This is a genomic window from Streptomyces malaysiense, from assembly GCF_000980885.2.
Classification (GTDB): Bacteria; Actinomycetota; Actinomycetes; order Streptomycetales; family Streptomycetaceae; genus Streptomyces; species Streptomyces malaysiense.
The window spans coordinates 1-13,038 of the sequence record NZ_LBDA02000057.1 but is presented as its reverse complement, the minus strand read 5'-3'; the positions used below and the strand labels follow the sequence as shown (position 1 = coordinate 13,038).

The 13,038-nt window shown below is 71.0% G+C and carries 14 protein-coding genes; 3 read left to right on the top strand and 11 right to left on the bottom strand.

Going from position 1 to position 13,038, the window contains the following annotated elements; all coding sequences use genetic code 11:
- Positions 1-270: 270 nt before the first annotated feature.
- Entirely contained in the window at positions 271-570 is a 300-nt protein-coding gene (locus VT52_RS24565) for a glutaredoxin family protein (RefSeq protein WP_206306598.1), read from the bottom strand.
- A 110-nt stretch (positions 571-680) separates the two neighbouring features.
- On the opposite strand from VT52_RS24565, the gene VT52_RS24560 reads away from it, so the two are divergent.
- From VT52_RS24560 to VT52_RS24550, 3 genes are all read left to right on the top strand, one after another.
- Positions 681-1,610 (top strand): HAD family hydrolase, encoded by a 930-nt coding sequence (locus VT52_RS24560; protein WP_079175241.1) that lies wholly within the window; start codon positions 681-683, stop codon positions 1,608-1,610.
- A 409-nt stretch (positions 1,611-2,019) separates the two neighbouring features.
- Entirely contained in the window at positions 2,020-2,814 is a 795-nt protein-coding gene (locus tag VT52_RS24555; protein ID WP_046417301.1) for an ECF subfamily RNA polymerase sigma factor, BldN family, read from the top strand.
- A gap of 248 nt (positions 2,815-3,062) precedes the next feature.
- A complete protein-coding gene (locus VT52_RS24550; RefSeq protein ID WP_046417303.1) occupies positions 3,063-4,271 on the top strand; it encodes a DUF5667 domain-containing protein in 1,209 nt (402 codons plus the stop codon).
- A gap of 99 nt (positions 4,272-4,370) precedes the next feature.
- On the opposite strand, the gene VT52_RS24545 is transcribed toward VT52_RS24550, so the two are convergent.
- The 10 genes from VT52_RS24545 to VT52_RS24505 form a co-directional block, all read right to left on the bottom strand.
- Complete coding sequence (locus tag VT52_RS24545; protein ID WP_046417304.1) at positions 4,371-5,462, bottom strand: lysophospholipid acyltransferase family protein; 1,092 nt, start codon at positions 5,460-5,462, stop codon at positions 4,371-4,373.
- A gap of 24 nt (positions 5,463-5,486) precedes the next feature.
- Positions 5,487-6,548: an NAD-dependent epimerase/dehydratase family protein gene (locus VT52_RS24540; RefSeq protein ID WP_046417305.1), complete on the bottom strand. Its 1,062-nt coding sequence runs from the start codon at positions 6,546-6,548 to the stop codon at positions 5,487-5,489.
- A 215-nt stretch (positions 6,549-6,763) separates the two neighbouring features.
- Positions 6,764-6,862 (bottom strand): 30S ribosomal protein bS22, encoded by a 99-nt coding sequence (locus tag VT52_RS35970; RefSeq protein ID WP_003948845.1) that lies wholly within the window; start codon positions 6,860-6,862, stop codon positions 6,764-6,766.
- 134 nt (positions 6,863-6,996) lie between these two features.
- Complete coding sequence (locus VT52_RS24535) at positions 6,997-7,209, bottom strand: helix-turn-helix domain-containing protein (protein ID WP_046417307.1); 213 nt, start codon at positions 7,207-7,209, stop codon at positions 6,997-6,999.
- Positions 7,210-7,338: 129 nt separating this feature from the next.
- Entirely contained in the window at positions 7,339-8,136 is a 798-nt protein-coding gene (locus VT52_RS24530) for a phosphatase (RefSeq protein WP_240509865.1), read from the bottom strand.
- A 97-nt stretch (positions 8,137-8,233) separates the two neighbouring features.
- Entirely contained in the window at positions 8,234-9,406 is a 1,173-nt protein-coding gene (locus tag VT52_RS24525) for an acetoin utilization protein AcuC (RefSeq protein ID WP_079175239.1), read from the bottom strand.
- Positions 9,357-10,574 carry an MFS transporter gene (locus VT52_RS24520; protein WP_046417310.1) on the bottom strand — a complete coding sequence of 406 codons (1,218 nt, stop codon included), beginning with the start codon at positions 10,572-10,574 and terminating at the stop codon, positions 9,357-9,359. Before VT52_RS24520 ends, VT52_RS24525 begins: the two co-directional genes overlap by 50 nt.
- Before the next feature lie 23 nt (positions 10,575-10,597).
- Complete coding sequence (locus VT52_RS24515) at positions 10,598-11,344, bottom strand: VC0807 family protein (RefSeq protein WP_046417311.1); 747 nt, start codon at positions 11,342-11,344, stop codon at positions 10,598-10,600.
- Positions 11,345-11,449: 105 nt separating this feature from the next.
- Positions 11,450-12,094, bottom strand: a complete 645-nt coding sequence (locus tag VT52_RS24510; protein WP_046417312.1) for an HAD family hydrolase — start codon at positions 12,092-12,094, stop codon at positions 11,450-11,452.
- Between the two features lie 9 nt (positions 12,095-12,103).
- Positions 12,104-12,916 (bottom strand): DUF3050 domain-containing protein, encoded by an 813-nt coding sequence (locus VT52_RS24505; protein ID WP_240509864.1) that lies wholly within the window; start codon positions 12,914-12,916, stop codon positions 12,104-12,106.
- Between the last annotated feature and the right edge of the window lie 122 nt (positions 12,917-13,038).

Below are 13,038 nucleotides of genomic sequence, written 5' to 3'. Positions count from 1 at the left end.
TGGTAGAGCGGGGCTGCGGGCGGTCATATGTCCCCAGACCGCCCCGTCCACAGCAGGCTATGTCTTTGTGAACGCGTGCACAAAGATGGTGTCCGATTTGCCCGGCAGAAGTGACCGGGGTCACGCACCTTTCGCGCCGTTGGCGGGAACCGGCGGGCACAGACCGGTGCGCCTTCGTTACTGGGGGCAAAACCGCACACACTCCTCACGAATCCCGCCCCCGAGACCAAACCGCCCGTAGATCCTAAGCGACTTTCGGGACCAGTTGGACTACTCGGTCAGTGCTTTGCGGAGCCGGTCGGCGTTCACGCGCCAGAAGGTGTGCTGCTCGCCGTCGACCAGCACGACGGGGATCTGCTCCCAGTACCGGTCGTACAGTTCCTTGTCCTCGCCGATGTCCTTCTGGTCCCAGGGCACCCCGAGTTCCCCGCAGACCTCCTCGATCACGGCCTGCGCGTCGTCGCACAGATGGCAGCCGGGTTTGCGGATCAGGGTGACCAGCCGATCGCCGGGCCCGGTCCTCGGGTTCTTGTCGCCGCCGCGGCGGAAGAGTGGACTCATACCGGCCATTCTCCCGCGCCGCCTTCGCGCACCCGGCTTAACCCTCGCCTCACCCGGAGTTCACGGCCTTCGAACCTCTCGGCTCCGGAAGCACCGAACGGACTGGCTATGCTCACGACATGGCCGCTCTCGGATGGCTCACTCCCCGTAGGCGCTCCGCCACGGCGCGGAGCGTGTTGGCAGGCGAGGCCTCGGCGGAGGCCGCCCGCAAGTCCTCGGAGGAGGCACAGGAGACCGCGCGGACCGACACGGAGGAACCCGCCTTCCCGGTGATCGGCGACACCAGCGCGGCCGCCTTCTTCGACCTCGACAACACCGTGATGCAGGGCGCCGCGATCTTCCACTTCGGGCGCGGCCTGTACAAGCGGAAGTTCTTCGAGACCCGCGACCTGGCGCGCTTCGCCTGGCAGCAGGCGTGGTTCCGGCTGGCCGGGGTCGAGGACCCCGAGCACATGCAGGACGCCCGCGACTCGGCGCTGTCCATCGTCAAGGGCCATCGGGTCGTCGAGCTCCAGACCATCGGCGAGGAGATCTACGACGAGTACATGGCCGACCGCATCTGGCCGGGCACCCGTGCGCTCGCCCAGGCACACCTGGACGCCGGGCAGAAGGTGTGGCTGGTCACGGCGGCGCCGGTGGAGATCGCCACGGTGATCGCGCGCCGGCTGGGGCTGACCGGTGCGCTCGGGACGGTCGCGGAGTCGGTGGACGGCGTCTACACCGGCCGGCTGGTCGGCGAGCCGCTGCACGGGCCCGCCAAGGCGGAGGCGGTCCGCGCACTGGCCGCGGCGGAGGGCCTGGACCTCGACCGCTGCGCGGCGTACAGCGACAGCCACAACGACATCCCGATGCTGTCCCTCGTCGGCCACCCCTACGCCATCAACCCGGACGCGAAGCTGCGCAAGCACGCGCGGGAGAAGGACTGGCGCCTTCGGGACTACCGCACGGGCCGCAAGGCGGCGAGGGTGGGGATCCCGGCGGCGGCGGGTGTCGGCGCGGTCGCCGGCGGCACCGCGGCGGCGATCGCTCTGAGTCGCCGGCGCCGATAGGTCCCCGCCGACGGACCTCGCCGCACAAGGCGCGGTCCGTTGCCGGGCGTGGGCGCGCCCCGGCCGCTCGCGCCCACGCGGCGGAACCGCATGTCGACACGGCCCCGCGCCGCTCAGGTGCGTCTCTCGGCGCTCTTCCCCGCGCCCGGAATTATGCCGCGGCCATTTCAAGATGTCCTGGAGTTCACCGAAACACGCCCCTTTTCGGTCAAGAAGTGATCAGGTTACGGAACGGGATGGGGCAACAATCGGTTACAGATACGACGCAATCGGTGATTTGAGCAACTCGGTGTAGCAGGGTCTGCACGAAGCGTTATTCTCCTCAGACGCAAACCGGTACCCCTCCGTCGCCACGACGGGTGAACGGTTCCGCACTGCACGTGATGAAAGCTCTGCCTCTGGGAGTCCCGTGTACCCACACGTCGGGGTTGACGCCTCGGGCCTGGCTACGCTGCGCGCAACTGTCGCAACGGTCAAAGAGACGCTGCGCGGCCTCGTCCCCACCGCGCTCACCGTCCCTGCCTTCGCCATCGCCGCGCCCACGGGCCCGTGCTACGCACTGGCCGACGGCGCCGCGGTCGCCAGACGCGGGCGCTCCGCGGGCGCCGGCGGCGCAAGTGGCGCCACCACCGCCCGGCGGCCGGCCGCCGACAGCGACAGCGCCCGGATGATGGATCTGGTCGAGCGCGCCCAGGCGGGCGAGGCCGAGGCCTTCGGACGGTTGTACGACCAGTACAGCGACACCGTCTACCGGTACATCTACTACCGGGTGGGCGGCCGAGCGACCGCCGAGGACCTGACCAGCGAGACCTTTCTGCGCGCCCTGCGCCGGATCGGCACCTTCACCTGGCAGGGCCGCGACTTCGGCGCCTGGCTGGTGACGATCGCCCGCAACCTCGTAGCCGACCACTTCAAGTCCAGCCGCTTCCGGCTGGAGGTCACCACCGGCGAGATGCTGGACGCCAACGAGGTCGAGCGCTCCCCGGAGGACTCCGTCCTGGAGTCGCTGTCGAACGCCGCGCTCCTGGACGCCGTCCGACGCCTCAACCCGCAGCAGCAGGAGTGCGTCACGCTCCGCTTCCTCCAGGGTCTCTCGGTCGCGGAGACCGCCCGGGTCATGGGCAAGAACGAGGGTGCGATCAAGACGCTCCAGTACCGCGCCGTCCGCACCCTCGCCCGGCTGCTGCCGGACGACGCCCGCTGAAAGTCCCCGCCCCCCGGCCCGCCACTCCGGGCGATCGTCAACTCACCTTCCGTGAAGGAGTTTTGACTTTCCGCAAGGATCGATCGGGGTCCGTAACCCAAGTGCCGCGCCAGTCGTTGTGCGGGATACAGGCTCCCTGTGGTCACCTCCCGGCCGGCCCATCGCTCGATCGTGTGGAGTGGCCGGGGGCGTGCAACCCTCAGGACCCCCTGGGGAGTCGACCGTCATGACGAGAGGAGGTGCCGCCAGTGATCGCGAACGTATCGGCGCACCGGCGGGCGAACGCCTTCGCCCAGGCCCTGGAGGAGCAGCCCGACCGGGACACGGCGGCCGAGCAGTCCGACGAACCGGCGGGTTCCCCGCCGACCACCGAGGAACTGACCGAGCGGGGCCGTCTGCTGGCCCTCGCGGACGGACTCGGCGCGCTGCCCAGGCCGCAGCTCGACCCCGACGTCAAGGTCGTCCAGCGCGCACAGCTGGTGGCCGCGATGGAGGCCATGCTCCAGGAGGGGACCGGGGCGGCGGAGCCGACCGTACCGGGTCAGCGGAAGGCCAAGGGCGCGCACCGGGCGAGCGCGCTGGGCAGACTCCGGCCGCGGACCAGGCTGACCAAGGGCCTCGCGGCCGGTGGGCTGAGCGTGGGCGTGGCCGCGGGGGCCTTCGGCGGCGTCGCCGCCGCCAGCTCCCACGCCCTGCCGGGCGACTCGCTGTACGGACTGAAACGCGGCATCGAGGACTTCAGGCTCGACTACCTGAGCAACGGCGAGGACCAGCGCGGCCAGGTCTACCTCGACCAGGCCTCCACCCGGCTCGGCGAGGCCCGCCGGCTGATGGAGCGCGGCCGCGGCGGCCATCTCGACCACGAGTCCATCGGCGAGATCCGCCGCACCCTGTCCGGGATGCAGCACGACGTCAGCGAGGGCCACCGGCTGCTGCACGCGGCCTATGAGGCGGATCCGGACCAGCTGGGCCCGATCCAGGCGCTGTCCGCGTTCTCCCGGTCCCACCGCGAGGCATGGAGCGCGCTGAGCGACAAGCTCCCGGTACAGCTCGGGGACGTCAAACAGCAGGTGTCGTCGGTGTTCGACGCCATAGACCAGGAGGTCGCCCCGCTCCAGTCCCTGCTGCCGCAGCAGCCCTCCCAGGGCGGCGACGGCACGCGCCGGAGCACCGGCACGGCGTCCCCCGGCACCCACCGGTCGGCCGCGCCGCGCCACAGCACCCCGTCCACCGGTCACAGCACCACCGAGCACCCGACCGGCGGGGCCAGCGACAACACCGATGACGGTCTGCTCGGCGGCAACACCGGCGGCCTGCTCGACCCGCCGAAGTCCAGCGCCGACGGCAGCACCCCGTCCACCAGCAAACCCCCGGCCACCGCCCCCGACGTCACCCTTCCCCCGCTCCTCCCGGGTCTGCTCCCGGGACTGGGGATCGACGACGACCAGGCGAACTAGGGAAGTGCGACAGTGAGGGCGCCCCCACCCGAGCGGGGACGCCCTCACTGTCGTACAGCGGGCCGGAAGCCGTACGCCGAGCTAGTGCCGCAACAGGCACTAGAAGAAGACCGACCGCCGCTGCACCAACAACTTGTACAAGGTGTGCTGGATCTGTTCCCGCACCTGGTCCGTGAGGTTGAACATCAGCATCGGGTCCTCGGCCGCCTCCGGCGGATACCCGTCGGTCGGGATCGGCTCGCCGAACTGGATCGTCCACTTCGTCGGCAGCGGCACCGCGCCCAGCGGCCCGAGCCAGGGGAACGTCGGGGTCAGCGGGAAGTACGGGATGCCCAGCACCCGCGCGATGGTCTTCGCGTTGCCGATCATCGGATAGATCTCCTCCGCCCCGACGATCGAGCACGGGATGATCGGCACCCCCTGCCGCATCGCCGTCGACACGAACCCGCCCCGCCCGAACCGCTGGAGCTTGTACCGCTCGCTGAAGGGCTTCCCGATGCCCTTGAACCCCTCGGGCATCACCCCCACCAGCTCGCCCTGCTCCAGCAGCCGCTCCGCGTCCTCCGCGCACGCCAGGGTGTGCCCGAGCTTGCGCGCCAGCTCGTTGACCACCGGCAGCACGAACACCAGGTCCGCCGCCAGCAGCCGCAGATGCCGGCCGGCGGGGTGCCGGTCGTGCACCGCGACCTGCATCATCAGCCCGTCCAGCGGCAGCGTCCCGGAGTGGTTGGCGACGATCAGCGCGCCGCCCTTGTCCGGGATGTTCTCGACGCCCTTCACCTCGACCCGGAAGTACTTCTCGTACACCGGCCGCAGCAGCGACATCAGGACCTGGTCGGTCAGCTCCGCGTCGTACCCGAAGTCGTCGACCTCGTAATCCCCGGTCAGCCGGCGCCGCAGGAAGGACAGTCCGGCGGCCACCCGCCGCTCCAGACCGCCGTCCGGGCCACCCTCCGGGCCGGACCGGTCACCGGACCCGGACCGCTCGGCCGGCCGCTCGGCCCCGCCCGCCGGCCCCCGCTCCGGCAACCGCTGCACCCCGCCCAACTCCTCGGCCGCGGCCCCGGTGTCGCCGCGGCCGCCGCGCCGGCCGCCGGCGCCCCGCCGTCTCCCGGACCGCTGTGGGCCACCACCGCTCCCGCTCCCCCGGGACCGGTCGTCGTCGAAGGGAATCACCTTGGCGTCCGCCATCGTTACCGCGCTCCTCGGTTGGCGCTAGTCCGCGCTGTGCGTCGTGGGCCGGCCGCCGCCCGGCAGGGCGAGCGCGGCGATCCGGTCGACGGCTCCCGCGACGGCCTCCGGCGGCAGCAGCCCCGCGCCCTGGCCACGGGCGAAGTCCGCGAACGCCTCCGCCGTCGTGTAGCGGGGCGTGAACCCCAGCGTCTCGCGCATCTGGACGGTGTCCACGACCCGCCCATGGGTGAGCAGTCTGAACTGCTCCGGTGAGAAGTCCGTCATACCCAGCGTACGGACCAGGGAGCCGGCCCAGGTGACCGCGGGCAGCAGCAGCGGCACGGTGGGCCGCCCGAGCCGCCGGGAACACTGCGACAGCAGCAGCACGCCGTCCCCCGCGACGTTGAACGTGCCGCTGTTGAGCGTGCCCCGGCGCGGCTCGTGCGAGGCGAGCCGCAGCACCTCCACCACGTCGTCCTCGTGCACGAACTGGAGCCGCGGGTCGTAGCCGAACACGGTCGGCAGCACCGGCAGCGCGAAGTACGAGGCGAGCGGGGTGTCCGCGGACGGCCCGAGGATGTTGGCGAACCGCAGCACGCACACGGCCACGTCGGGCCGCCGACGTGCGAACCCGCGCACGTACCCCTCGACCTCGACGGTGTCCTTCGCGAACCCGCCGCTGGGCAGCGACTTGGCCGGGGTGGTCTCCGTGAACACGGCGGGATCGCGCGGTGCGGAGCCGTACACATTGGTACTGGACTTGATCACCAGTCGTCGGACCGCCGGCGACTTCTGGCAGGCGCCGAGCAGCTGCATGGTGCCGATGACATTGGTCTCCTTGACCGTGGCCCGGTTGCCCCCGCCCAGCGGGGTGCCCGTGACATCGAGGTGCACGACGGTGTCGGCGCCGGTCTCGGCGAGCACCCGGGCTATGGTCGGCTGCCGGATGTCGGCCTGGACGAAGTCGGCCCCGCCCAGCTGGTGCGCGGGCGGCACCGCGTCGACCGCGATCACCCGCTCGACCTCCGGGTCCCGCTGGATCCGCCGTACGAACCGGCCGCCCAGCTGCCGGGCGACCCCGGTGACGAGCACGACCTTGCCCAAGATCAGCGCCTTCCTTCCCGCGTCACTCACGTTCCGGTTCCCCGTGAGGGCCAACTTAGCGGGTGGATGTTGCACTGTGATGACCGCCCGATGCGCGAGGTGACGGAAATTCCCCGGCTGGAGCCGGCCGGATCGCCACCAGGTCACCGGGGATACACCTGTGGCCCCCCATCATTGCCGATGGGGGGCCACAGAACACGCTCTCGCGTCGCCGCTTACTTCTTGTTGCGGCGCTGAACGCGCGTGCGCTTGAGCAGCTTGCGGTGCTTCTTCTTGGCCATCCGCTTGCGCCGCTTCTTGATAACAGAGCCCACGACTACCCTCGCTCACTTCTCATCACTCGGTTGTTTGGGCGCCATGGGCCCACACGACCTACGAGGGGCTAGCCTACCCAACCGAGCGCCGAGGTCGTAATCGAGGGCCTCCGGGTATCCCCCGGAGGGGATCGTCAGGCCGTCTCCACCCCCACGTAGCTGTCGCGGAGGTACTCGTGGACCGCTTGCTCGGGGACACGGAAGGACCGCCCCACCCGGATCGCGGGCAGATGACCGCTGTGCACCAGGCGGTACACGGTCATCTTCGACACTCGCATCACCGTGGCGACCTCCGCCACGGTCAGGAACTGGACCTCGTTCAGAGGCCTCTCGCCAGCTGCAGCCATGACACACCTGCACCTTCCGCACTCGACGGCCACCGGCTTCCCCTTCCGGTGACTCTTCGTCGCTGCGTGCTCACTCCCCAGACTAGGGGCGGGTGATGCGAGTGGGGAAGAGGTGCACCCATCGGCGGCCTACTGTGACAGACACGCGCGTTTGAGTACGTAGCGGGTGAGTGGCAGGTAGTGACTAGACCGGACTCCGTCGTCCAGGGGTACGACGACCCGGACGGTGCCCTCCGCCTGGCCGACGAACGGCGCGGGATCGTCGGAGTCGGCCGGCCCGATCGCCTCGAACCCCAGCTGACCTGCGCCGCAGAGCCAGCCGTGGTCGCCGACGACCAGCTCGGGCAGCGGTCCGCCGGCGGCCGCGGCCGCCTCCAGGGCGACCCTGACCGGCAGCGGTGAATGGCAGTGCGCGCCAGGCTCACAACCGGGGCGCCCGCCCTCGGTTTCCCGCACCAACGCGACGCGTCGTACGTAGTCGACGCGGTGCGTGCGTAGACCGAAGTGGGTCAATATGTCGATACAGCGACCCTGCGCGGGGGTGAGGACCTCACATCCCGCCGCCGAGAGGGCGTCCGCGAGGGCGGCGTAGAAACCCAGCAGCGAGCGGGGATGCCCGGTGCCGAACAGCACCGGTGCGTGACGCCGCGCGGCCGCCGCGAGTCTCGCCGCGAAGGCGTCCAGCGCGGCGAGGGTCAGCACCGGATCGATCACATCCGGCCCCGACCGGTGCCGGGGATCGGCCGAAACACCGCACCCGCGCGCCATCAGCCCGAGCAACTCCGCCTCGTCCCAGACCCCTTGCGGGTCGATCCCGAGGAGCACCCGGGGGTCGCGGTCCGCGAACTGACGGTACCTCCGCAGACTCCGCTCCCGGGGGGTCTCGACGACCCCGGCCAGCCGGGCGGCGGACAGGTAGGTCAACACGTCTGCGATGGTGGCCCATCGGATCACCCGGTCAGGGGGACAACGGGGGATTTCCGCACGGTCGGCGTAACAAGCCCTTGGGTGTTCCCGGGACTTCCTAGGGGAGCAGGCCCCGAAGGGGGAAGGCCGACCGGCGGGTCGCCAGGACGGACTGGTCGAGGCGGTCCGCGGGGTCGTAGCCGCCCTCCCAGGGGGCCCAGGAGACCGGCCAGCGGCCGTCCGTCATCCGCTGCGGCGCGAGCTCCCGCGTCCGGGCGTAGACCTCCTGGCGCCAGCCCTCCGGGATGACCGTCTCCGGAGCGACCGGCCGCCCCGCGGCGATGGCCACGAGATGCGTCCAGGAGCGGGGTACGACGTCCACCACCGCGTAGCCGCCCCCGCCCAGCGCGACCCACTTCCCGTCGGCGTACTCGTGCGCCAGCTCATGGCACGCCAGCTGCACCACCCGCTGCGCGTCCAGCGAGACCGCGAGATGCGCGAGCGGATCCTCGAAGTGCGTGTCCGCCCCGTGCTGGGAGACCAGCACCTGCGGCAGGAAGTCCGCGAGCAGTTCCGGCACCACCGCGTGGAACGCCCGTACCCACCCCGCGTCCCCCGTCCCGGCCGGCAGCGGCAGGTTCACCGCCGCCCCCTCCCCCGCCCCGGCGCCGGTCTCCTGCGGCCACCCGGACTGCGGGAACAGCGTGCGGGGATGCTCGTGCACCGAGATCGTCAGCACCCGCGGGTCCTCCCAGAACGCGGCCTGCACCCCGTCCCCGTGATGCACGTCCACATCCACGTACGCGACCCGCTCCACGCCCAGCTCCAGCAGCCGCGCGATGGCGAGCGCCGCGTCGTTGTAGACGCAGAACCCGGACGCGGACCCCGGCATCGCGTGGTGCAGCCCGCCGGTGAAGTTCACGGCGTGCAGGGCCTCCCCCCGCCACACCGCCTCCGCCGCCGCCACCGACTGCCCCGCGATCAGCGCGGACACCTCGTGCATCCCGGCGAACGCGGGATCGTCCGGCGTCCCGAGCCCGTACGACGTGTCCGCCGCCGCCGGATCCGCCGACGCGGCCTTCACCGCCTCGATGTAGTCGTCCCGGTGGACGAGGCGCAGCGTGGAGTCACCGGCGGGCTTCGCCGCGACGGTCTCCAGCTCCCGGTCGACTCCCAGGGCACCGACCAGCTTCCGGGTCAGTACCAGCCGTACCGGGTCCATCGGGTGCCCGGGGCCGAAGTCATAGCCCGTTACTGCCTCGTCCCACATCAGCTGTGCGCGGCCGCTCATGCCCGCCACCGTATCGGCCCGGACTCGTCGCGAACGACCTGGCGTACACGAGCGTCACCAGCACCAACACCATGGGCAGCAGCATCGCCCCGCGATAGCTCCAGGCGTCTCCCACCGCGCCCACCAACGGCGATCCGATTAGGAATCCGACGTAATTGAAGATGTTCAGGCGCGCGACCGCCGCGTCCGAGGCCCCGGGGAACAGCCGCCCCGCCGCCGCGAAGGTCTGCGGCACCAGCACGCACAGCCCGAGGCCCAGCAGCGTGAAGCCGAGCATCCCCACCCACGCCCCGGGCGCCGCGGCCACCACCGCGAACCCGCCGGCCGCCACCAGCGTCCCGAGCCGTACGACCGCCGCCGCGCCGAAGCGCCGTACCCCGAAGTCCCCGAGGGACCGCCCGACCAGCGTGGTCACCATGTACACGTTGTAGGGCACCGTCGCCAGCTGCTCCGAGCTGCCCAGCACGTCCTTCAGGTACTTCGCGCTCCAGTTGGAGACCGTCGAGTCGCCGATGTAGGCGAAGGTCATCACCAGGCACAGCGGCAGCAGCAGCCGGAAGACCACGGCGCCGCCGGCGCCTCCCCGCGCCACCGGCTCCGCCGCGTCCCCGTCGACGTACCACCGGCTGCCCACGAGCGTCGCCGGCAGCAGGACGGCCACCACCGGCAGGTACGACACCCACAGGGCGAGCTGCCAGTGCGCCCCGGCCCACGCGAGCGAGGCCCCGACGATGCCGCCCAGGCTGTAAGCGGCGTGGAAGCTGAGCATGATGCTGCGCCCGTACGACCGCTGCAGGCTGACCCCGAGCATGTTCATCGAGGCGTCCAGCATCCCCACGGACAGCCCGAACACCCCGAGCGCCACCGCCACCGCGGCCAACTGCCCCTGGCCGCCCGCTCCTGCGGCCAGCAGCGCGAGCAGCACCACCGGCTGGGACCAGCGCAGCAGCCGGCTGGGCCGTACCCGCTTGACCAGTTGCTCGGTGGTGACGCTGCCGACACCCGCGAGCACCGGCACGGCAGCCAGAAAGACCGGTAGCAGAGCATCGGAGATGCCGTACCGGTCCTGGATGGCGGGGATGCGCGTCACCAGCAGGGCGAAGGCGGCGCCCTGGGCGAAGAAGGCGAACGCCAGCGAGGCCCTGCCGCGCCGCAGCGGATCAGTCATGGCGGCGAGCGTAGGGCCCCGGACTACTTGTGGGTAGACATCGCCGAAGATGAATTTCCTTCAGCTTCGGCGGTGCCGGCCCCGGCGGCGACCTCGGCCTCCAGCAGCTTCTCCATCGGGCCCGCGGCCAGCACCCCGCTGACCCGGAAGGCGACCGCCATCGCGGCGATCAGGACGACGGTGCCGAGCCAGACCATGGTGTCCACGGGGACGGTGTACGCGCCGACGACGCGGGCGACGCACTCGGCGAGCAGCGTCACGCCCCAGACCACGGAGAACATCCGCTCCCGCTGCCCGAAGGCCGCGGACCGGACCGAGGTACCGCCGGTCAGCCGCTGCCAGGCGGCCTCCTTCACCGCGTCCCCCTTCACCAGGAAGGGCATCATCGCGGTGGTCATCATCGGCCGGCCGAGCCGGACCGAGAGCAGGATCCCGATGCCGACGGTGCTGCTGACCGCGCCGTCCTTGGCGAGCATCAGCCGCGGGTCCCCGGCGACCGTACTCACCAGCAGGGAGACGAGGTTGACCACCAGGATCAGGCAGGCCAGCGCGTTGGCCCGGCGCTCCCGGACCAGGCCCCACACGGTCCGCGCCGCCGGCACCACGCTGCTCCAGGCCAGCGCCGCCACGGTGCTCGAGCCGAGGGCGTCCTTGAGGACGTAGTACGCCCCGATGGGCACGACCACGTCGATGACGAGCGGCCGGAGGTTGTCCAGCATGCTGGGGTTCTGCTGCGTGTTCCGGCTGTGGTTCCCCGTGTTCTTCGTCATGCCGTCAGCTTCGCGGCCGGCGGGGGTCCGCCGGTAGAAACGTTCGTCCGGACCACGGCATGACAGATGTCAGGCACCGGCGGATGGCACGGGTCATACCGCGGGTCATATCAGCGGGTCGGGCAACTCCCCCATACCCGGGAACAGTTGGGTGGCACCGGTGAGCCGGTCGGCCGGGGTCATCGCGGTGAACCCGTACACGTCCATCCCGGCCGCCACGGCCGCCTGGATGCCCAGCGGGGAGTCCTCCACGACCGCGCACCGAGCGGGGGCGACCCCCATCCGCTCGGCCGCGTACAGGAAGAGGTCGGGCGCGGGCTTGCCCTTGCCGACGTCCTGCGAGCTGAAGATCCGCTCCTCCTCGAACCACCGGTCGAGCCCTGTGACGCGGTGCCCCACCCTGATCCGCTCGTGGCTCCCGGAGGAGGCCACGCAGTACGGCACCCCGTCCGCGGCCAGCTTCTCCAGCACCTCGGCGACGCCCGGCACGGGGCCCAACTCCCGCTCGAACGCGGCGAAGACACGGGCGTGGAAGACATCGTCGAAGTCCTCCGGCAGCCGCCGCCCGGTGCGCTCCAGGACGAGATCGTGCACCCGGTGCATCGCCGAACCCATGTAGTCGCGCAGGGAATCCTCGTACGACGTCTCGATCCCCAGCTCGGTCAGGCAGGCCGCCAGGTGGCGGTTGGAGATCGGCTCGCTGTCCACCAGGACGCCGTCGTTGTCGAAGATGATCAGGTCGTAGCGCATGGACCCAGCCTAAGAGGCTGTGCGGGGGCCTCCTTCGCGGATCTGCCGCAGGATGGCGTCCCAGAACCCGGCCCGCTCGCGCAGCGCCTCGCGCACCGCGCAGGCGCACTCCGCCCAGGCACGGCTGTCGTCCCCGCAGAGGTCCACCAGCATGCGCATGGCCATGGGGGTGTGCTCGTCGGCGTCGACCTCGATGTGGCGGTGGAGGTAGTCCTTGAACCTGCCGAGCTTCCCGTCCCGGTCGTCGATGCGGACGACCTGCTCGAACATCTCCGGGATCAGGTCCTCGCGCCCGAAGGCGAACACCGCGGCCTGTACGTGGACCGGGGCGGTCTCGACGACGTCCCAGGTCGCGCCGACGAAATCCCGCACCGGGAGCGGTGCGCCGGCGTCCACGAGGGCCTTGGGCACGGGGGTTTCGGACCGGAGCAGGTCGAGGAAGGCGTCCAGCGGTCCGGGGTCTGCTCCGGCGTCGTCCATCGCGGCCCGGTAGAGCTCGAAGTGGGAGGTGAACCCCTCGCCCAGTTCGTCGCTCTCCTCCACCAGCGTGATCTCGTTGATCAGCCGGCGGGAGGCGACCGGGCCCTGGGGCACCCACGGCACGGCGGTGCAGGTCAGCTGCCGCTGGAGGCTCTTCAGCAGCGACATGAAGTCCCACACGGCGAAGGCGTGGTGCTCCATGAACACCGTGACGTCCCGGCGGTCGCGGAAGCTCGTGTAGAGGGGGTGACCGGTGACCTCCGTACGGACCGCCGCGATCTGCTCTTTGAGGGCGAGGACGCCGGGATGCTCGACGGAGGACTTGTAACGGGACATCGTCATGGGCTGATAACGTGCCGGGTCCGTCCGAGGACACTGCACGTTCCGGAAACTGCCCGTGAACGCAGAAAGCCCCCGCACCAACGGTGCGGGGGCTTTCTCAAAATTTGTTCGGCGGCGTCCTA

Coding starts and splice junctions, on each gene's coding strand:
- VT52_RS24565 (WP_206306598.1), bottom strand. CDS start 570: ATGGCCGGTATGAGTCCACTCTTCCGCCGCGGCGGCGACAAGAACCCG.
- VT52_RS24560 (WP_079175241.1), top strand. CDS start 681: ATGGCCGCTCTCGGATGGCTCACTCCCCGTAGGCGCTCCGCCACGGCG.
- VT52_RS24545 (WP_046417304.1), bottom strand. CDS start 5,462: ATGGCGGACGCCAAGGTGATTCCCTTCGACGACGACCGGTCCCGGGGG.
- VT52_RS24535 (WP_046417307.1), bottom strand. CDS start 7,209: ATGGCTGCAGCTGGCGAGAGGCCTCTGAACGAGGTCCAGTTCCTGACC.
- VT52_RS24525 (WP_079175239.1), bottom strand. CDS start 9,406: ATGAGCGGCCGCGCACAGCTGATGTGGGACGAGGCAGTAACGGGCTAT.
- VT52_RS24520 (WP_046417310.1), bottom strand. CDS start 10,574: ATGACTGATCCGCTGCGGCGCGGCAGGGCCTCGCTGGCGTTCGCCTTC.
- VT52_RS24515 (WP_046417311.1), bottom strand. CDS start 11,344: ATGACGAAGAACACGGGGAACCACAGCCGGAACACGCAGCAGAACCCC.
- VT52_RS24510 (WP_046417312.1), bottom strand. CDS start 12,094: ATGCGCTACGACCTGATCATCTTCGACAACGACGGCGTCCTGGTGGAC.
- VT52_RS24505 (WP_240509864.1), bottom strand. CDS start 12,916: ATGACGATGTCCCGTTACAAGTCCTCCGTCGAGCATCCCGGCGTCCTC.